20 protein-coding genes are annotated in these 19037 nt (G+C 33.2%); 9 read left to right on the forward strand and 11 right to left on the reverse strand.

Annotation, left to right across the window (positions count from 1 at the left end; all coding sequences use genetic code 11):
- Nucleotides 1-25: 25 nt before the first annotated feature.
- Both AC1EUU_RS08110 and AC1EUU_RS08115 read left to right on the forward strand, forming a co-directional pair.
- Nucleotides 26-955 (forward strand): isoaspartyl peptidase/L-asparaginase family protein, encoded by a 930-nt coding sequence (locus AC1EUU_RS08110; protein WP_480200915.1) that lies wholly within the window; start codon nt 26-28, stop codon nt 953-955.
- Nucleotides 955-1791 carry a GNAT family N-acetyltransferase gene (locus tag AC1EUU_RS08115; RefSeq protein ID WP_480200916.1) on the forward strand — a complete coding sequence of 279 codons (837 nt, stop codon included), beginning with the start codon at nt 955-957 and terminating at the stop codon, nt 1789-1791. Before AC1EUU_RS08110 ends, AC1EUU_RS08115 begins: the two co-directional genes overlap by 1 nt.
- Here the strand turns inward: AC1EUU_RS08115 and AC1EUU_RS08120 are convergent.
- On the reverse strand, nt 1788-2654 hold the full coding sequence (locus tag AC1EUU_RS08120) for a cyanophycinase (protein WP_480200917.1): 867 nt from the start codon (nt 2652-2654) through the stop codon (nt 1788-1790). The two genes, AC1EUU_RS08115 and AC1EUU_RS08120, sit on opposite strands and share 4 nt — an antisense overlap.
- A 103-nt stretch (nt 2655-2757) precedes the next feature.
- Between AC1EUU_RS08120 and cphA the strand changes: the two genes are divergently transcribed.
- A complete protein-coding gene (cphA, locus tag AC1EUU_RS08125; protein ID WP_480200918.1) occupies nt 2758-5412 on the forward strand; it encodes a cyanophycin synthetase in 2655 nt (884 codons plus the stop codon).
- 83 nt (nt 5413-5495) lie between these two features.
- Here the strand turns inward: cphA and AC1EUU_RS08130 are convergent, their stop codons facing one another.
- Nucleotides 5496-5639, reverse strand: a complete 144-nt coding sequence (locus tag AC1EUU_RS08130; RefSeq protein WP_480200919.1) for a DUF5679 domain-containing protein — start codon at nt 5637-5639, stop codon at nt 5496-5498.
- Nucleotides 5640-5763: 124 nt separating this feature from the next.
- Here AC1EUU_RS08130 and AC1EUU_RS08135 point away from each other — a divergent pair, with 124 nt between their 5' ends.
- A complete protein-coding gene (locus AC1EUU_RS08135) occupies nt 5764-6522 on the forward strand; it encodes a HEAT repeat domain-containing protein (protein WP_480200920.1) in 759 nt (252 codons plus the stop codon).
- On the opposite strand, the gene crcB is transcribed toward AC1EUU_RS08135, so the two are convergent.
- From crcB to AC1EUU_RS08150, 3 genes are read right to left on the reverse strand one after another with little or no spacing between them, the layout of a single operon-like run.
- Nucleotides 6523-6888 carry a fluoride efflux transporter CrcB gene (crcB, locus tag AC1EUU_RS08140; protein ID WP_480200921.1) on the reverse strand — a complete coding sequence of 122 codons (366 nt, stop codon included), beginning with the start codon at nt 6886-6888 and terminating at the stop codon, nt 6523-6525.
- Between the two features lie 5 nt (nt 6889-6893).
- On the reverse strand, nt 6894-7991 hold the full coding sequence (locus AC1EUU_RS08145) for a BT_3928 family protein (protein WP_480200922.1): 1098 nt from the start codon (nt 7989-7991) through the stop codon (nt 6894-6896).
- Nucleotide 7992: 1 nt separating this feature from the next.
- Nucleotides 7993-8538: a DUF1599 domain-containing protein gene (locus AC1EUU_RS08150; protein WP_480200923.1), complete on the reverse strand. Its 546-nt coding sequence runs from the start codon at nt 8536-8538 to the stop codon at nt 7993-7995.
- A 109-nt stretch (nt 8539-8647) separates the two neighbouring features.
- Between AC1EUU_RS08150 and AC1EUU_RS08155 the strand changes: the two genes are divergently transcribed.
- From AC1EUU_RS08155 to AC1EUU_RS08170, 4 genes are all read left to right on the forward strand, one after another.
- Nucleotides 8648-9229: an LOG family protein gene (locus AC1EUU_RS08155; protein ID WP_480200924.1), complete on the forward strand. Its 582-nt coding sequence runs from the start codon at nt 8648-8650 to the stop codon at nt 9227-9229.
- Nucleotides 9230-9373: 144 nt separating this feature from the next.
- Nucleotides 9374-10204 carry a dihydropteroate synthase gene (folP, locus tag AC1EUU_RS08160; protein ID WP_480200925.1) on the forward strand — a complete coding sequence of 277 codons (831 nt, stop codon included), beginning with the start codon at nt 9374-9376 and terminating at the stop codon, nt 10202-10204.
- A 54-nt stretch (nt 10205-10258) separates the two neighbouring features.
- On the forward strand, nt 10259-10843 hold the full coding sequence (locus tag AC1EUU_RS08165; protein WP_480200926.1) for an ExbD/TolR family protein: 585 nt from the start codon (nt 10259-10261) through the stop codon (nt 10841-10843).
- Nucleotides 10844-10920: 77 nt separating this feature from the next.
- Nucleotides 10921-11703 carry a diadenylate cyclase gene (locus AC1EUU_RS08170; RefSeq protein WP_480200927.1) on the forward strand — a complete coding sequence of 261 codons (783 nt, stop codon included), beginning with the start codon at nt 10921-10923 and terminating at the stop codon, nt 11701-11703.
- Here AC1EUU_RS08170 and AC1EUU_RS08175 read toward each other — a convergent pair whose 3' ends face one another.
- Together AC1EUU_RS08175 and truA are read right to left on the reverse strand one after the other, a co-directional pair.
- Nucleotides 11704-13470 (reverse strand): ABC transporter ATP-binding protein, encoded by a 1767-nt coding sequence (locus AC1EUU_RS08175; RefSeq protein WP_480200928.1) that lies wholly within the window; start codon nt 13468-13470, stop codon nt 11704-11706.
- Nucleotides 13463-14227, reverse strand: a complete 765-nt coding sequence (gene truA / locus AC1EUU_RS08180) for a tRNA pseudouridine(38-40) synthase TruA (RefSeq protein ID WP_480200929.1) — start codon at nt 14225-14227, stop codon at nt 13463-13465. The genes AC1EUU_RS08175 and truA overlap by 8 nt, the downstream gene beginning before the upstream one ends.
- Before the next feature lie 70 nt (nt 14228-14297).
- Between truA and AC1EUU_RS08185 the strand changes: the two genes are divergently transcribed.
- The gene (locus tag AC1EUU_RS08185; protein ID WP_480200930.1) at nt 14298-14795 is read left to right on the forward strand and encodes a metallophosphoesterase family protein; all 498 of its coding nucleotides are present in this window, start codon (nt 14298-14300) and stop codon (nt 14793-14795) included.
- On the opposite strand, the gene AC1EUU_RS08190 is transcribed toward AC1EUU_RS08185, so the two are convergent.
- From AC1EUU_RS08190 to AC1EUU_RS08205, 4 genes are all read right to left on the reverse strand, one after another.
- Entirely contained in the window at nt 14792-16618 is a 1827-nt protein-coding gene (locus AC1EUU_RS08190) for a tetratricopeptide repeat-containing sensor histidine kinase (protein ID WP_480200931.1), read from the reverse strand. The genes AC1EUU_RS08185 and AC1EUU_RS08190 overlap by 4 nt on opposite strands.
- Nucleotides 16619-16632: 14 nt before the next feature.
- Nucleotides 16633-17274, reverse strand: a complete 642-nt coding sequence (locus AC1EUU_RS08195) for a response regulator (protein WP_480201842.1) — start codon at nt 17272-17274, stop codon at nt 16633-16635.
- Between the two features lie 194 nt (nt 17275-17468).
- The gene (locus tag AC1EUU_RS08200) at nt 17469-17852 is read right to left on the reverse strand and encodes a hypothetical protein (protein WP_480200932.1); all 384 of its coding nucleotides are present in this window, start codon (nt 17850-17852) and stop codon (nt 17469-17471) included.
- Nucleotides 17853-18509: 657 nt separating this feature from the next.
- Nucleotides 18510-18941, reverse strand: coding sequence for a DUF4293 domain-containing protein (locus AC1EUU_RS08205; protein WP_480200933.1), 432 nt, complete (start codon nt 18939-18941; stop codon nt 18510-18512).
- Nucleotides 18942-19037 lie beyond the last annotated feature (96 nt).

Consider the following 19037-nt stretch of genomic DNA (forward strand, 5'->3'; position numbering starts at 1 on the left):
TTTTTCACTTCTAAAATTTATTTGAATGAATACATTTTCTTTAGCTATTCATGGTGGTGCAGGGACCTTAGTAAAAGGCATGATGACTTCTAAACTAGAAAAAGAATACAAAGCTGCATTACAATTAGCTCTAAACAAGGGTTATTCGGTTTTAAGCGAGGGTAGAACTGCTATCGATGCTGTAGAACAAGCGGTAATCGCATTAGAAGATTCACATTTATTCAATGCCGGAAAAGGGAGTGTTTTTACAGCTAATGGAACACATGAAATGGATGCTTCTATAATGAATGGTAAAACCTTAAATGCGGGTGCCGTATCTTTAATTACCGGAATTAAAAATCCGATTTCATTAGCCAGAAATGTAATGGAAAAAAGTGAGCATGTGTTTTTAGCCGGGGAAGGAGCAATGAATTTCGCAAAGCTAAACAACTATAAAATTGAAGATGCTGCGTATTTCTATGATGAATTGCGTCATCAACAATGGTTAGAAATTAAAGATACCGATAGCTTTCAATTAGATCATTCGTTAAAAAAAGATTCGAAATTTGGCACTGTAGGAGCTGTTGCATGCGATCAAAACGGAAATATTGCTGCCGCAACATCGACCGGCGGAATGACCAATAAGCGATTTGGACGTGTAGGTGATTCTCCAATGATCGGATCAGGAAATTATGCCAATAATGAAACCTGTGCCGTAAGCTGCACTGGTAGCGGAGAATATTTTATTAGAGGAGTTGTAGCCTATGATGTTTCTTGCTTAATAGAACATAAAAACCTTAGTTTGGAAGCTGCTGCTAGCGAGGTAATAAACAACCGGATACTAAAAATTAAAGGAGATGGCGGACTCATTGCCGTAGATTCAAAAGGGAATATAGCAATGCCCTTTAATACCGAAGGTATGTATCGAGCCTCTAAATCTTCAAATGGGCATCAAGAAATTGCAATTTATAAATAATGGAAGTTAAACATTTAGGCACTACTGACTTTAACATTATAATAGAATGTTTTCTTAATGCATTTGAGAACTATTTTGTGAAAATGCCTCAAGACCCTAATTATTACAGGCAGGTTTGGAAAGCAGCAGGAGTGAGATACGATTTGTCTTATGGCATGTTTGACAAGAATAAACTTATTGGTTTTATTATCAATGCCATTGGTAGACGCCAAGGTGAATTGATAGCTTATAATTCTGGAACAGGCGTAATTCCTAAATATCGAGGAAAACGAATTGTAAAAACTATTTACGAGTATGCATTGCCAAAATTAATCAGCAATGGAATTACAAAATGTCAACTGGAGGTTATTACCAAAAATAAAAAAGCCATCAAGTCTTATCTAGGCATTGGTTTTAAAACATGTAAACATTATAAATGTTATAAAGGAGGAATAGTGCTTGAAACTCACCAAAAATTTCAATTAGAAGAAGTTACTCATAAAACTTTTAATTGGAAGACATCCCCAAACCAGAAATTTTACTCTTGGGACAATCAATCTGAAAGCCTAAAGGAGAGAAATTATAATTATTATCAGGTACTAGTTGATGATGAAATTCAGTCATATTTTATCATGGATACTGAATCGGGTTATATTGCTCAATTTGATATCTTAGAGGATATTCCTTCGAAATGGGATATACTTTTTTCTGCAATTCAATCAGTTAATAAAGTGATTAGAATTAACAATATTGACACAAGATTAAAAGAAAAAATAAAAGCAGTTGAATTTGCTGGCTTGGTAAATACCGTAGACCAATATGAAATGGAGCTCAACCTAAATACTACTAATGCTTAAATAAAAGGAGCTTCCACCGGCAGTACTTTTACCTTTTTCTTTTTAATATTAAATCTATCGCCGTTAGCGAGTATATGCACTTTTAAATTTGTAAGAGACATTGGTGTACCCTCTTTAAGGATTCTTTCATTATTATGTTTAACTTTTCTCGGATCGAACACAATGATCATACCCGAGCCAATTACTTCAACGATATCATTCTTAATGATTAAACCTGTATCTTCTGCTAAACCAATACCAATCTTTTTAGGGAATTTTGCCACAGCTTCGGATACTCTACCAAAACGTCCTCGTTGAATAAAATGTGTATCTATAATTAATTCTGGCACCAATCCCAGTCCCTTATACATGTTTACCGCTCCTTTAACAAAAGCTTCAGCAGCGCTACCTCCAGCTATCATCTCTTTGGCCATAACCATCGCTCCTGCACTCGTTCCGGCAATAACAAAATCTTCTTCATTCTTATAACGATCTAACAAAATTTCATGGATTTTAGTCCCACCAATTTTATTCGTAATCTTAGATTGATCTCCTCCAGAAAACATAATACAATCTGCAGACTTTATTAGATTGATAGCTTCTTTTTTTTCGGCATCTTCTTTACTTCTTATATCAAGAATAGTCACATTTTTACATCCTAGTTTTGTAAAGGCTGCAATATAGTTTTCTCCTATTTCTACAGGTATCCCAGATGCTGTAGGGATCACCACTATATTGGCGTCCATTCCTCCTGCTTCTCTTACCACATGATAAAGAATACCTTCGCTAATATAATCTAAGGTGTATTGCTCATTATCTTCAATTCCTTTGTCTTCATTTCCACCTATTGGAATTAAAGTTCCCTTTGCTTTTTGTTGCTTCATAAATCGTTCTATAATTGCATGCAAAAATAAACGAATTTTATTTAGAAAAATTTTTATATTTATGTATAGCTAACAAATATTAATTCATTTAAACCTCAGCCTTATGAAAATCCGGAGTATCAATGCCATGAGAGGTCCAAATTATTGGTCAGTTCGTCGTCACAAGTTAATAGTAATGGTTCTTGACCTTGAAGAAATGGAGCAATTCCCTTCCAATAAAATCAATGGATTTTCTGAGCGGTTAAAAAAGATGTTTCCTAGCATGTATGAACACCGTTGTTCGGTAGGTGAACCTGGAGGTTTCTTTCAAAGGGTTGATGAAGGTACTTGGATGGGGCATATTATTGAGCATATTGCACTTGAGGTTCAAACTTTAGCAGGAATGGACACCGGGTTTGGAAGAACTCGCGGTTATGGAGAAGAAGGAGTTTATAACGTAGTGTTCTCTTATATGGAGGAAAAAGTTGGTAGATATGCAGCAAAAGCTTCAGTTAGCATATGTGAGGCACTTATCGCCGGTGAAGATTATGATTTGGCCGAAGACATTCAAACAATGCGAGAAATACGCGAAGAAGAGCGCTTAGGACCTAGTACAGGCTCTATTGTGGAAGAAGCCGAACGCAGAGGGATTCCATGGATTCGATTGAATAAATATTCGTTATGTCAGTTGGGCTATGGAGCAAATCAAAAGCGAATTCAGGCAACAGTTACTAGTGAAACAAGTAATATAGGTGTTGAAATTGCTTGTGACAAAGAAGACACTAAATATTTATTAGAACAAGCAGAAGTTGAAGTTCCTAAAGGTGATATTATTCGTAGAGAAAGTAGTTTAGAAGACACTTGTGATTATGTAGGATATCCTTTAGTTATAAAACCTATAAGTGGTAATCATGGTAGAGGAATTACAGTAAACATTCAAAACTATGAAGAGGCGCTAGTTGCTTTTAACGCGGCTAAAGAAATTTCGAGATCGGTTATTGTAGAAAAATATATTACCGGTGAAGATTATAGATTACTGGTTATTAATAATAAGTTGGTAGCCGCTGCAAAAAGAACTCCTGCACATGTTGTTGGCGATGGGAAATCAACCATTCAAGAACTTGTTGATGAAGTTAATAGAGATCCTCGAAGAGGGTATGGACATGAAAAGGTATTAACACAAATTACGATCAATGACCTTACCAAAACAATTATTTCTTCACATGGTTATACTGTAGATACCGTTTTAGCAGAAGATGAAAAACTAATCCTAAAAGATACTGCCAATTTAAGCACAGGCGGCACCGCCGAAGATGTAACAGATATCGTACATCCTGCCAATGTGTTTATGGCTGAACGTATTTCTAAAATTATTGACCTTGATATTTGCGGTATTGACATAATGACTACCGATATCAGTAAACCATTAGCCGAAACAGGTGGAGCCGTCTTAGAGGTCAATGCCGGACCTGGCTTTAGAATGCATTTAGCACCAACCGAAGGTTTGCCTCGTAATGTAGCTGCTCCGGTAATAGACAAATTATTTCCTCCCGGAGCTACCTCAAGAATCCCTATTGTAGCAATTTCAGGAACTAATGGTAAGACCACTACAACGCGATTAATGGCTCATATGGCCAAAATGCAAGGATATAAGGTTGGTTACACTACAAGCGATGGTGTATATATCCAAAATCGATTATTGATGAAAGGTGATTGTACTGGTCCGGCAAGTGCAGAATTTGTCTTAAAAGACCCAACAGTGAATTTCGCAGTGCTCGAAAGTGCTCGAGGAGGATTATTGCGTGCTGGCCTAGGGTTTAAAAACTGTGATATAGGTATAGTAACGAATGTAGCTGCTGATCATTTAGGGTTACGAGGAATTCATACCGTAGAACAATTAGCGAAAGTTAAAGGTGTAATTCCTGAAACGGTATTACCAGATGGCTATGCAATCTTAAATGCTGATGATGATCTTGTGTATGGCATGCGAAAAAGTGTTGAGTGTAATGTGGCGCTGTTCTCTCTGGATGAGAACAATCCGCGTATTAAAGCTATGCAAAGACGTGGTGGACTTTCTGCTATCTATGAAAATGGGTATATTACCATCTGCAGAGGTGAATGGAAAATGCGCGTTGTAAAAGCAGTGAATGTTCCTTTAACTTTTGGTGGAAAAGCTACGTTTATGATACAAAATGTATTACCGGTGGTTTTAACTGGTTATGTTAGAGGATTCAAGCTAGAAGATATGAAAATGGCATTGGAAACTTTCATACCATCAGCCTCTCAAACGCCCGGACGTTTAAATTTATTTAAGTTTAAAGACTATCAAATTTTAGTAGATTATGCGCATAATCCTGCTGGAATGAAGGCTTTAAAGCAATTTACAGATAATTTAGATGCCACGGTAAAAGTTGGAATTATAGCCGGTATTGGTGATAGGCGCGTTGAAGACAATAATGAAATGGGTAGCATTGCTGCCGAAATGTTTGATGAAGTAATTATTAGACAAGATAAACGTCTGAGAGGCAAAACGGAAGAAGAGCTCATAAAAATGCTTAATGATGGCATTAAAATGAAGGATCCAAATAAAAAAACCACCATCATACCATCAGAACGAGAAGCAATTTTACATGCTGTAAAGAATGCTCAAAAGGGTTCGTTAATTATACTATGTAGTGATGTAATACCTGACGCACTGGATCTTGTAAAAGAACTAAAAGAAAAAGAAGCGAATAAGCTGTATGAATTTTCAGCTGAACAAATTCCTAATTTGAATTAAACTCGAAGAAAAAATCTATATACAAAAAGCGGTAATTACCTGAGAATAATTACCGCTTTTTATTTTCTTTAATGTAAACTAAATTAAGCCTTTCCTAGAATTCTAAACATCCCTGTACCGCACTTAGGGCATTTTCCTTTCATCGCCTTTCTACCATTTTTCATTGTTACTTCATTCGCTCCCTCCATCTGTCTTTTGTCTTTACATTTTACGCAATATCCTTCCATAATTTTATATATAATTAAATTGGTTAAACTCAGTTTTAGACAAATATAACCCTTTATGAGCGTGTTTACAACAATATTTTAGCTAAAAATCTGCATTTTAAGCAAATATTTTATCTTTAAATCAATGAAATTCTACGATTTACCAAAAAAAAAGCGTTTTTCGTTGGTGGAACGAATTAATCAATTAATTCTCAACGACCTTAAAGGAAATACCTCTGAAAATATAGTTCATTACTTTTCGAATAACGATACTTATATTAGAAAAGCCGCTTATCAAGCAATCGGGAAACTATATTTTAGTAAGCGAGTATTAAGGAGTGTAATTCTTATACAGTTAAAAACACTTTTAAAATCTAAAAATGAATTGGTACGACAAACTACCATTAATTCGGCAGGTGAGATAGGAATGTTTTATTTCGAGGTAGTACAGGGATTGTTTGATAAGGGATTGTTTGATAAGCACCATAAGGTTCGTAATGCCGTAATTGGCTCATTGAAAAAAATGAGCGAAAAAAACCCAATACCAACCTTAGCATGGGCCAAGTTATATTTACATCATCCCAACAAGGAAGTCCGAAGAGAAATATGTCACGGCATTGAACTTAGAGGAAGAAAATATCCGCAAGATATTTTACCATTACTTAAAGAACTACAATTTGATCAAACTGCTAGAGTTAGAAACACATTGATTCATGTTTTAGGGCAAATTTCCTATAAAAAAGGATGTTTAGCAACTGTAATCGCGAACCTCAAAACCTGGGAAAATAAAGTATTAGTGCAAAAGGCCTTGGATGAAATTATTGATGTTCACTATCGATATAAAAAGTTTGCTATTCTTTCACAGCAAGAAGTGATTGCCTATATCAACGAAAACTTCCATTAGCTATTTTACCAGGAAAATTCCTAAAAACACCGCAGCGAACCCCAAAATAAAACTTCCAAGCGTATATAAGAAGAAGCTCATAAAATCACCAGTTTTAAGAAAGATATGGTTTTCATAAGCAAAGGTTGAAAACGTTGTGAAACCTCCACAAAACCCTGTTGCTAATAATAATGTTTGACCCTGAGTTAATGATTCATTTTTAGCAGCAAACCCTAGTATTAATCCAATTAACAAGCTCCCTAAAACATTTGCTAAAAAAGTACCGTACGGAACCCCCGTTGTTTCACTATTAAAATATTTTGACAATAGAAATCTAGCAATGCTTCCAAAGCCACCTCCAATAAAAACCAACAGCAAATGTTTCATTGTGGTTATAGTTTTACTTTAGCAACATCATTAGCATTCCACTTACCCATTATAGTACCTTTGTTTATAATAACGATACCCGGGTTAGCTCTAATAATTGTTTTCAATGTAGTTTCATCGCAAAACAACTGTTCAAAATCAAAATCATATTTCTTCTTAATAGTCTCAAAGTCTGCCGAAGGAGAAGCTGAAAACCCATAGACATCATAACCTTCTTGCAAAGCTTGGGTTGTAATATTTTTTATATTCTCCAAGCCACTATGGTCAGACTTAGAAATATTATACATAACCACAAGCATTAATTTTTCTTTCTGCATTAGTTGATCTGTAAGATCTTCGTCATTCCTTTCCATAGTAAAGTCATGAATAGGAGGTTCATAACCCTTTTCAATTAATTTTTCCTTTCGATCTACAAACGTGGCTCCTTCAATTTCCCAAGGTTTTTCCTCGGTAGTAAACTCTTTATCTTCTCCATTTACACTATAAATCCAAGTATGCTTATAGATATCCTTTTTCGCTCCCTCCGGCGTAATCATTCCTTTTGGAATATTCTTGCCAACAGCATAGGCTCTAAAATCAACTATTGGCAAATGCACTAGCACATGATACGTAATAAATAGGAAAACCACCATGCATAAAAAGGTTATCCACTTCGTAAGCGTTTTATTAAATAACTCTTTTAGATACTCTTTTTTTAACAGCAATAAAATGATCAAGGCAATGAGCAATACATTCTTATAAAAGGTTTCCCATGGTGTAAGCGTGATTGCATCTCCAAAGCATCCACAATCGGTTACTTTATTATAGTAAGCAGAATACCATGTAAGAAATAAAAATATTAATGTAAGAACAAATAAACTCCAAACAGTTAGCTTAGGTTTAAAGCCAATAAGCAACATTACGCCAAGCATAATTTCAGCTAATATTAATAGAATAGAAAATGGTAAGGCATAAGGAATTAAAAATTCCATATTCAATACACCTGCACTAAAATATTCTTCAAACTTGTATGCAGAGCCCAAAGGATCAACAAGTTTAACAAAGCCTGAGAAAATAAATGTAGCTGCTACAAAAAAACGCGCTATTTGCACTAAAATATTCATCTTAATTTTCGTTTTCCTTAAATAAAATCAATGCAAAAACGGCATAATTAATCATGTCTTGATAATTTGCATCTATACCTTCAGACACCAAGGTTTTACCTTTGTTATCTTCTATCTGTTTTACACGAAGTAATTTTTGTAGAATTAGATCGGTTAAAGAACTAATGCGCATATCACGCCAAGCTTCACCATAATCATGGTTTTTATTTTCCATGAGTGATTTCGTAATCTCAATATGTCTATCATATAATTCTGTAGCTTCTTTAACATTAAGATCGGGGTTCTCAACAACACCTTTTTCTAATTGAATGAGTGCCATCACCGAATAATTAATAATACCAATAAATTCTGGTATTTCGTCTTCATCAACTTTTCTGGTTTCATTTTCTTGCAACTGTCTTATTCGTTGCGCTTTTATGAAAATCTGATCTGTTAAAGACGGTAATCGTAAAATGCGCCATGCACTACCATAATCTTTCATCTTATTGACAAAAAGTGTTCTACATTGTTCGATCACTTTATCATATTGTTCATCCGTTTTTTGCATCTAACCATCTTTAAATTATCGACGAATTTATAAAAAACATATCATATATTTCAGTTGCATTTATGTATTTTTACACAACTCATTTCATAACCATATCAATATTTATTTTATGAAAAAAATTGCAATTTTTTGTGGCTCTAGTGTAGGGTTTTCAAATTTTTATAGAGAAGAAGCCATAAAAGTTGGTGAATATTTCACTAAACATTCTATTGAACTCGTTTATGGGGGTGGCAAAATTGGTATGATGGGAGTCCTTGCTGATACCATTGTACAGAATGGTGGAAAAGTATATGGTTTTATTCCAGGCTTATTGAGGCATGAAGAAGTTATTCATGATAAAATTACTGAGATGACCGTTACAAAAACTATGAGCAAACGAAAGGTTCTTATGAGTAAAATAGCCGATGGCTATATTACCTTACCCGGAGGTTTTGGAACTCTCGATGAGTTATTCGAAGTATTAACATTAGGTCAATTAGGTATTGAAAGCAAGCCTATAGGTATTTTGAATACCAATGGCTTCTTTGATCATGCGATTAAACAGTTAGACACTATGGTTCGAGAAGGCTTCTTAAAGCAAACTAATAGGGATATGCTTATTGTAGAAGATACTATTGAAAGATTGATAGGAAAGATGAAAATTTATGAAGCACCTAAGATTTCTAAAATTGTAAACTCGACATCATCATAAAATAAAAAGGCTACTTTTTCAAGTAGCCTTAACAATTATATGTCGCTAAACATTTATAATACCTCTCATGAAGAAATAGAGAGAATAGACAAATATAAAAAAAATTACGATTACACTAGTTAAATTTTTACAAATTTTTGGCGTATGTCACTAACAATTAACTGTAAAGGGAATCTTATTGACCTATCATCTCCTAAGGTTATGGGTATTTTAAATATCACTCCTGATTCATTTTTTGATGGCGGTAGGTATACCAGTGATAATGATATACTACGTCAAACTGAAAAAATGTTGAATGAGGGAGCTACCTTCATTGATGTTGGAGCATATTCGTCTCGACCTAACGCCGAACACATTACCGAAGAAATAGAATTGAAAAGAATATTGCCGGTAATTGAACTACTACTTAAAGAGTTTAATGGCCTATTATTATCTGTAGATACCTTTAGAAGTTCTATTGCCAGAGCGGCTATAGAAACTGGAGCGAGTATTATTAATGATATTTCTGGAGGCACATTAGATAAGGAAATGTTCAAAACTATTGGAGAATTAAATGTACCCTATATATTAATGCATATACAAGGTACCCCGCAGAATATGCAACATAATCCTTCTTATACAGATGTTACACATGATCTTATTAAATATTTCTCACAAAAAATAAGTGAACTAAGAAGTTTAAAAGTAAACGACATTATTATAGATGTTGGTTTTGGTTTTGGAAAAACCATCGAGAACAATTACGAATTACTAAAAAACTTAGAACTATTTACAACATTAGACTTACCCGTTCTAACTGGACTTTCTCGTAAATCAATGCTATACAAATTGCTAGATGTAACTCCGCAAGAAGCACTAAACGCAACGACTTCAGCTCATACTATTTCTCTGATGAATGGAACAAATATTTTAAGAGTCCATGATGTAAAAGAAGCTATTGAAACTATAAAAATTGTGGAAGCCACAAAAGCCTAAAAACTTCACGGCATTATTTTTGAGGATTTTTCATACATCTTAACTTTTAATATTATGAGAAATCAAGAATCCCCAGAGATCAACGCCAGTTCTATGGCGGACATCGCTTTTTTATTATTGATCTTTTTCCTTGTAACTGCTACTTTACAAGTTGACCTCGGCATCCTCAAAAGACTTCCTTCAAACAAAATTTCAGGTAAGATTGATGCAAATCAACGTAATGTTTTAGAAATTCTAATCAATGAAAATAATGAGATTTTAATTGAAGGTTCTCAAAAGATTGATATACCCGATTTAAAAGAAACACTCATAAGTTTTATTGATAACGGCACGAAATGCGACTATTGCGAAGGGAGAAAGGATAAAAACCTGTCTGATACCCCTACCGATGCAATAATTATTCTTGAAACTAGCAGAAAAACATCTTACGGTATATATGTTTCTGTACATAATGAAATTAATGCAGCCTATAGTGAACTTAGAAATCGCTTATCGATCTCGCTTTATGGAATCACTTTTAATGAATTGCAAAATTCATTAAAAAAGCAAAAGAATAATGTTAAGCTGAAAGAAAAATTTGAAAATATAAAAGAGAAATACCCTTTATTATTGTCGGAAAACGAAACGAAAAAATCTTAATAACTAAGTCAATAAGTCTATAAATTGGGTTTTGTAAAATACTAGAATTTATTGTTACATTTACAAAAACCAAATATTTGGACGCACTAGATTTTTTAAACTTTCGTATTCTAGACATTGTTGACATTATTTTGGTGGCACTACTACTCTATTATGTTTATAAACTAATTAGAGGAACTGTAGCCATTAATATTTTTCTAGGCATTGCCATTATTTACCTTATTTGGAAGCTTACTGAAGTACTTAAAATGGAGCTCTTAAGTGATATTTTAGGTAAATTTTTAGGTGTCGGATTTATAGCATTAATTATTGTTTTTCAGCAGGAGATAAGAAAGTTCTTATTAATGATAGGTTCAACCAACTTTGCGGCGCGAAAGGGCTTCTTTAAACAGCTTAATTTTTTAAAATCTGACGAATTTATAACTACCGATGTTGAAACCGTAGTGCGTTCATGTGAAGACATGGCTAACACACAAACAGGCGCTTTAATTATTATTGAACGAAATAGTAATCTGGAGTTTGTGAAGCAAACCGGTGATAAAATGAATGCTGAGCTCAATAAACCACTGTTGAAAAGTATTTTTTACAAAAACAGCCCGTTACATGATGGAGCTATAATTATTGAAGATAATATTATCACCGCTACACGTGTAGTTTTGCCAATAGATCAGAGTTTAGATATTCCTGCTCGATTTGGTTTACGCCATAGAGCCGGATTGAGTATCACCATGCGAACCGATGCTTTGGCATTAATTGTTTCGGAGGAAACAGGGCAAATTTCCTATATTAAAAATGGTGAATTCGTTTTATTTGAAAACCTTGAAAAGCTAATTGAAACTATTAAACAAGATTTAGAATAGTTAGCTAGCCAATGCTGTGGCAAATTGAATCTCGTATAATTTACTGTAATAGCCTTTTTGTTTGAGTAGTTCTTTATGCGTTCCTTGTTCTACGATTTCACCCTTATCCATAACAATAATCTTATCAGCTTTTTTAATAGTAGCTAAGCGGTGTGCAATAACAATTGATGTTCTTCCTTTTGTAATTTTATTAGTTGCTTTTTGGATTAGTTTTTCAGACTGCGAATCTATAGATGATGTTGCTTCATCTAAGATTAAAACACTAGGGTTACTTACATAAGCACGTAAAAATGCAATTAATTGCCGCTGCCCGGCTGATAACATAACGCCTCGTTCTTTCACATTATAGTGATAATTGTTGGGTAAGCTCATAATAAACTTATGCACTCCAATTTCTTTTGCTGCCTCCTTAACCTCGTCTAAGGTGATGTCTTTATTATTTAGGGTAATATTATTAAAGATAGAATCAGAGAATAAAAACACATCTTGCAGAACAACCGCAATATTATCACGTAAAGAATTAAGATCATAATCATTAACCGAAACCCCATCGATGCAAATAGACCCATTATCAATGCTATAGAACCTATTTAATAAATTAATTATTGTTGATTTTCCTGCACCGGTAGCTCCAACCACCGCAACAGTCTCTCCTTGACTTACATGAAATGAAATGCCTTTTAGTACAGGTTCATTCTCAATATAACTAAATCTCACCTCCTTAAAATCTATAACTCCTTTGATCTTATGAGCTTTGATATTTCCATCATCTGATTCTTGAACATTTTCATCTAAAATCTTAAACACTCTATCCGCCGCTACCATTCCCATCTGCAAAGTATTGAATTTATCTGCTATTTGACGTAATGGTCTAAATAGAGACTGACTCATCCAGATAAATGCGATTATTTCTCCTGTTGTGGCTATGCCGTTTAAGGCAACACTCAAACCTCCATACCACACAATAAAACCAACAGCAAAAGAAGGTAATATTTCGGCTATGGGGAAAAATATAGAATTATACCAAACTGTACGTATCCAAGCGTTTTTATGCCTTTCATTGATTTCTTTAAAAGCCTCATATTCAACTTTCTCACGAGAAAAAAGTTGTACGATTTTCATACCTGTAACTCTTTCTTGTACAAAGCTATTTAGGTTAGAAACTTCATTGCGAACATCTGTAAATGCCGATTTCATTGCTTTTTGAAATACTTTGGTAGCATAAACTAAAAATGGTAATACCGAAAATGCGATAATTGCTAACTGCCAATTTTTATAGAGCATAACAGTAATAATAACCAACATTGTTAGCGTATCACTAATAATCATAAACAAGCCTTGCGCAAAAATGCTGGAAATGGTTTCGATATCAGACACTACTCTTGTTACCAATTTACCAACTGGAGAATTATTAAAGTATTGCATTTTAAAACGCAGCATATAATCGAACAATTCTGTACGTATATCTTTAATAATATGTTGCCCTAACCAATTAGCGAAATAGGTAAAGCAAAACTGAAATAATACCTTTAGCATTAGAACACCCATCATTAAAATGATAGTGTTTAATAATAAGTGTTGATCTTTATTAGGCAGCGACACGTCTACCACTTCAATTAATAAAAGTGGGTTTACAGCTGTAATTATAGCACCAGATATCACAGAGAATGCTGCTATAAAAAAGTATAATTTATACTTTCTGGCGTACTTCATCAACCTCATGAAAAGTTGATAATCAAAAACTTTTCCTGTTATTTTCTCAGCCATTTTTGGTTTTATTCTTTAGTATTTCTTTTGGATAATCAACTTTAGTTAAAAATAGACCTTGTGCCGGCACTGAAAACCCCGCCTTTCTCCTATCCTTACTTTCTATAATTTTAATAAAATCTTCTTTCGTAATTTTCCCCAATCCTACATCTATCAGTGTTCCTACAATAGCTCTAACCATATTTCTTAAAAAGCGATCTGCCGTTATAAAAAATGTTAGCGTCTCTCCTTCGCTGCGCCAAAACGCCTTTTCAATTTTACAATTATAGGTTTTTACATCGGTCTTTGACTTAGAAAAACATTTAAAGTCTGTATAATCTTTTAGTATCTCTGCAGCCTCATTCATTTTTTCTAAGGATACTTTTTGTTGATACAACTGCCAGGTTGTATCAATTAAAAACGGATTTCTACCGAGCCAAATTCTATACTCATAACTTCTGCTCTTTGCATCAAAACGAGCATGCGCATCATCTTTAACCAAAAAAACATCTATACCAACGATGTCTTCAGGCAAAAAAGCATTTAACCTCTTTTTGAGTTCTTGGGTATCAATTTCTTTCGTTGCATCAAAATGTGCATAAAGCTGGGTAGCATGTACACCAGCATCTGTTCTACCGGCTCCAACAACAGAAATCTCTTGTCTTAATAAAGTAGAGATCGCCTCATTTAAAGTTTGCTGAACTGAACTTGCATTTGGTTGTATCTGCCAACCATGATAATTCTTTCCGTTATACGAAAGTTCAATAAAATACCTCAAGAAGTTTTACTTTTGCTTCTAAGCAAAGATATAAAATCGCCTTTGTTAAAATCTTAAATCTATTATAAAATTGAAGCGGATATTATTACTCTCAGACACCCATAGTTTTATAAATGATCAAATATTAAAATATGTAAAACAAGCTGATGAAGTATGGCATGCAGGCGATATTGGTGATCAACGCATTAGTGATACTATTAAGAATGTTAAACCCCTAAGAGCGGTTTATGGTAACATTGACAATAAAGACATAAGAGCTGAGTTTCCGTTAGATAATTATTTTACTGTTGAGAACATTTCGGTATTTATGACTCATATTGGCGGTTATCCCGGAAGATATACCGCGAGAGTACGAGAAGAATTAAATAAAAGGAGGCCTGATATTTATATTTGTGGACATTCGCATATCTTAAAAGTAATGCGAGATAAAAAATTGGATTTAATTCACATGAATCCAGGAGCAGCCGGTAAACACGGTTTTCATCAAGTACGAACTATGATTCGTTTTACTATTGATAAAAAAGAGATTAGAGATCTAGAAGTAATTGAGTTAGGAAAAAGAGGTTAAGCGGATTTTTCTTTATACTGTATTGGCACCAGTAAAAAGATATTCGTTCCGTTATCTTTAGAAGAAATAATATTAAACACTCCTTTCATTACTTTAATGCGGGCTTCGATGTGACTCAAACCTAAACCATCTTTCCCTTTTGCAGTTTTAGGGTTAAAACCAACTCCATCATCGCTGATTCTCACACTTAACATATCATTTTCTTTATGGGCTAACATAATAGTAGCATTAGAAGCTTTACTATGTTTTAAAATATTGTTTACCAACTCTTCAATGATATTATGTATTTTAATTTCAAAATCTTGGTGATAGCGTTTTATACCATCGTCATCACTGTGTAAGGTAATCTCTGAATTTGAATACTTTTGGCACATATCGTGTACTGCAAAAGCCAGTCCGAATTTCAATAATACAGAAGAAATCAGCTCATGAGATAAATCCCTAATTTTTACGGATGCTTCATTAACAATAGTTTGTGCTTTAGTGACTTCAAAAGGTGTTCCTTTTTTTAATTGTGCCTTAGTTGCTTGCAAGTGCAGATTTGCCGAAGACAATAAAGCACTCACGCTATCATGTAGTGTTTCTGCAATAGCTTTACGTTCTTTTTCTTTGGCATCTATGGTAGCGTTAATAATCTTTGTTTGCGTTTGGTTTTCTATTTGCTCTAGCTTATTTTGCTGCTTTAATCTATAATTTCTATAAAAAATATACCCTAAGGCAAGTATGGCTATAAATACTAATGCGGTACCATAGAATAGAGCTTGTGCTTGCGAACGTTTTCGTTTTTCTTCTTCGGCGACACGTGCTTGTTTTTCGAAATTATACTTAGCTTCTATTTCAGAAATGTTTTGAGCAACATTCGCTTCAGCTAAGCTATCATTTAAATCTGTAGCACTTTCTAGATAATAATAAGCTTCTTCATATAAATCCAGTTCTTCGTTAACATAAGCCAAATTATATAAGAGCTTTTCTTTAAGGCTAATAGCCCTCCTGCTCTTCTTTTCTTTTACCGATCTTAAAGCGATTAAATAGTTATCCTTAACTTTATCAAATTCCTTTTTCTTATATAAAACATTATTTAGATTCATTAGTGCAACAGCAATAGCAATAGTATCTTTTTCATTTTCCTTTATTTCCAAAGATTTTCTTACATATGCTTCCGCATCTTCAATATTTTCTTCTTCCAGGGCTAGAATACTTAAGTTATTATAACCTTTAGAAATTTCAATGCTTGTATGAGGTTCAATTGGGTAATCAGTGGCTTTTTTTGTGTATATTATAGCACTATCAATATTATTTTCGTAATAAAAAGTAAGTCCTATAGATCTGGTAGAATGTATAATATTTAATGTGTCCTTTGTGAAGATAGCATTCTTTAAAGACAATTTGTAATATTCGCGAGATTTATTAAAATTTCTAGCATCATTAAACACCTCACCTAGAAAAGTCAGATAATCAGTTTTCAGCTTAGATTTAGACAAATTCTTTTCAAGATTTTCTAATCCATCTAACAAAACCTTAATAGCTTCTTCTTTCCTATTTATTCGATACAATGATTTTGCCTTTTTTAAATCTAGTTTAAATCTGTTTTCACCAGTCGAAATAAAGCCCGAGAAAGATTCAAGATCTTCTATTTTGGTAATTGCCAAACCATATTGTTTGTCAAGAATCAATTCATCAATTCTATTTAATTTAGCAATTATATGCTTCTGAAGCTGTTCACTACTCTTTTGAGCAAAATTTAAAAAAAAGAAAAAAAAAGAAAAAGAAAGAAAGAATAACATTCTTAAGTGTAAAACAGTCTTTGGAAGATAATTTTTCATTTTTTAAACGAAAATTAAACAATCTGATTTTTCATAGCAAAAATAGCCAATCCAACACTATTTTTAACATTTACCTTTCTAATTAAATTTTTACGGTGGGTTTCAACAGTACTTTCACTAATATGAAGCGCTTCACTCATTTCGCGAGTTGTATATTGCTGCGCTATTAATTTTAATATTTGAAATTCGCGACGGGTTAATGAATTAATTAGCACACCTTCTGGGTTATCGTTGTCTCCCATAGGCTTACCAATCAAGGTTTTCATCATTTTCTCTTTGATATCATCACTAAAGTATTGTTCTCCTTTAAATACTTTACGTATTGCTCGTACGATATGTTCTCCTGCTGATTTTTTAGGCACAAAGCCCTTTGCTCCCATACCCAATACCTCTTTCACTAATTTAATATCGTCGTAACTTGACAAAATAATGACCTGAGGCACATCGTCAAAGGTTGCAAACTTTTTAAGCACCTCTATACCATCTAACTCCGGCATATTAATGTCCAGCACTAACACATCAGAGCTATTTTCATGAAACCAATCTAGTACTTGGCTACCATTTAATGAATAGCCAACAACTTCAATATCTCGCTCCAACTCCAGTACAGCCATAATACCGTCAATCAGGATCTGGTGATCATCTGCTATATGCACTGTAATTTTATCGTCAAGTAGCTCTTCCAATTTTATCGAGGGATTTTACAAAGTAAATTAATATAAATATACTAACAACAAACTTTCATATATATTGTATAGGTTTTAAATAAAAAATCCAGAAAATGCCTAGCACTCTCTGGATTTAAATGTTTTTATCCGCTTTTACCTAGAACAAGGTATAAACTTCTAATTTATTCCATCTCACCCTTTGGTTTTCTTGCTCTTTTAAGAAACAACGCAGCGGATGAATTTAAATTTGCAACATCAAAATAGGTTTCAAAATAATTATCAAAACTTAAACTTCCATTTCCCTCAACATTTAGGGTATACGTTTTGCTTTGATTAGAAGTTCCATTTTCAACTAAAAATATTTTAAATTCACCATCAATAACTGATGAAGATACCGTAGTATTTGCGTCAACAGTAAATGTAATGGTTTTTTGTTCTTTGTCAATTACCGCGTAAGATTGTAAAAGTGTTCCGTCAATGTCTTTTAATGTAATTTTTTGATTGTCAACATTAGTAAATGACGCGAACGCGAAGACCATACTCAATAGGAGTAATGCTTTTCTCATGATAAAGGGAGTTTTTAAGAGTTATTAATTATTTAGAGTTATTATCTATAAACTTTTTTAGTTTAACGACATTTCAAATGTATTTTCACCCAAATCATCAAACAATAGCGTAATCAGGTATTTTTAAAACTCCTAGAAAACCATGAGTTTTATACCCAGAAACCACTAGTTTTTGACTTTTTGGGGGCGAAAACTAATCAAAAATTGTTAATAACTCAAACAAATTGTTAATAATTTTTTACTTCCTATATCAAAAAGCATTGATAATCAGTCGAATATGTGTTTTGTATATTTTTCTAAATAATAGTTGTAGATATTAAATTATTTTCTAATTTAGTCCATGAGAATAGGAAACTCCTATAACGTATAAGGCAAGAAGTTTAACTTCTTACCTTTATCCCCTTCCTTTCTCCCCTTATTACAAGGAGTTGTATATAAATGTTTAGCGACAATTACACTCCAAAAGTATTGCAAGAAAGTATACCTGTCAATAGAGACTATAGGTATTTTTAAAATTCATGGAAAACCATGATTTTTTGCAAAATCTTAAGACCTTGTTCCCACAAGGTCTTTTTTTATGTTTTAATTGTATCTAAAGATATAAAAAAGGCTGCTAAAAAAAGCAGCCTTTACACACATATAACTAAGATGTTAGAATTATCGTAATCTATCTACAGATTTTACGAGGTTATCATCTCTTTGAATAGCTTTATTTGCTAAAACTAATAATAGCACATTCACTATTGGTAGAAAAACCCCAATACCCTTCTTAGAAATTTCCGTTTCTCCAGGTAACATTAATAAATAGTATAACAATACTCCTAATAAAAAAAGATTAATCAAAATTGCAATTCTGTTTAGTACAAATTGTAACTTTCTATTTTTAAAAAGAAAGATTGTGATAAGCACTAAAACAGCTACTAAAATAAACGCTACGGGTACAAGCTTAAGTAAAACTTCTTGGTACGTGAATAGATCTAACGCAAATACTTGCTGATCTACAAGTTCCCACATCGGAAAAACAAAGATTAAACCACCCGATAAAATTACCACTAGTAAAAGATATAATGTCTGAACTCGTTGTAACATATTTATTTTTTTCGAGCACAAAAATAAACGAATCTTTTTAAGAAATAAAGTTTATATTCTAAAATAAATTTGTATACTTGCAGCATCAATGTAGAA

It is taken from the genome of Maritimimonas sp. 2205BS37-2 (assembly GCF_056591755.1).

Coding starts and splice junctions, on each gene's coding strand:
- crcB (WP_480200921.1), bottom strand. CDS start 6,888: ATGAAACATTTGCTGTTGGTTTTTATTGGAGGTGGCTTTGGAAGCATT.
- AC1EUU_RS08120 (WP_480200917.1), bottom strand. CDS start 2,654: ATGAAGCAACAAAAAGCAAAGGGAACTTTAATTCCAATAGGTGGAAAT.
- AC1EUU_RS08165 (WP_480200926.1), top strand. CDS start 10,259: ATGAGAAATCAAGAATCCCCAGAGATCAACGCCAGTTCTATGGCGGAC.
- AC1EUU_RS08150 (WP_480200923.1), bottom strand. CDS start 8,538: ATGCAAAAAACGGATGAACAATATGATAAAGTGATCGAACAATGTAGA.
- folP (WP_480200925.1), top strand. CDS start 9,374: ATGTCACTAACAATTAACTGTAAAGGGAATCTTATTGACCTATCATCT.
- AC1EUU_RS08115 (WP_480200916.1), top strand. CDS start 955: ATGGAAGTTAAACATTTAGGCACTACTGACTTTAACATTATAATAGAA.
- AC1EUU_RS08155 (WP_480200924.1), top strand. CDS start 8,648: ATGAAAAAAATTGCAATTTTTTGTGGCTCTAGTGTAGGGTTTTCAAAT.
- AC1EUU_RS08200 (WP_480200932.1), bottom strand. CDS start 17,852: ATGAGAAAAGCATTACTCCTATTGAGTATGGTCTTCGCGTTCGCGTCA.
- AC1EUU_RS08190 (WP_480200931.1), bottom strand. CDS start 16,618: ATGAAAAATTATCTTCCAAAGACTGTTTTACACTTAAGAATGTTATTC.
- AC1EUU_RS08130 (WP_480200919.1), bottom strand. CDS start 5,639: ATGGAAGGATATTGCGTAAAATGTAAAGACAAAAGACAGATGGAGGGA.
- AC1EUU_RS08110 (WP_480200915.1), top strand. CDS start 26: ATGAATACATTTTCTTTAGCTATTCATGGTGGTGCAGGGACCTTAGTA.
- AC1EUU_RS08205 (WP_480200933.1), bottom strand. CDS start 18,941: ATGTTACAACGAGTTCAGACATTATATCTTTTACTAGTGGTAATTTTA.
- cphA (WP_480200918.1), top strand. CDS start 2,758: ATGAAAATCCGGAGTATCAATGCCATGAGAGGTCCAAATTATTGGTCA.
- AC1EUU_RS08135 (WP_480200920.1), top strand. CDS start 5,764: ATGAAATTCTACGATTTACCAAAAAAAAAGCGTTTTTCGTTGGTGGAA.
- AC1EUU_RS08175 (WP_480200928.1), bottom strand. CDS start 13,470: ATGGCTGAGAAAATAACAGGAAAAGTTTTTGATTATCAACTTTTCATG.
- AC1EUU_RS08145 (WP_480200922.1), bottom strand. CDS start 7,991: ATGAATATTTTAGTGCAAATAGCGCGTTTTTTTGTAGCAGCTACATTT.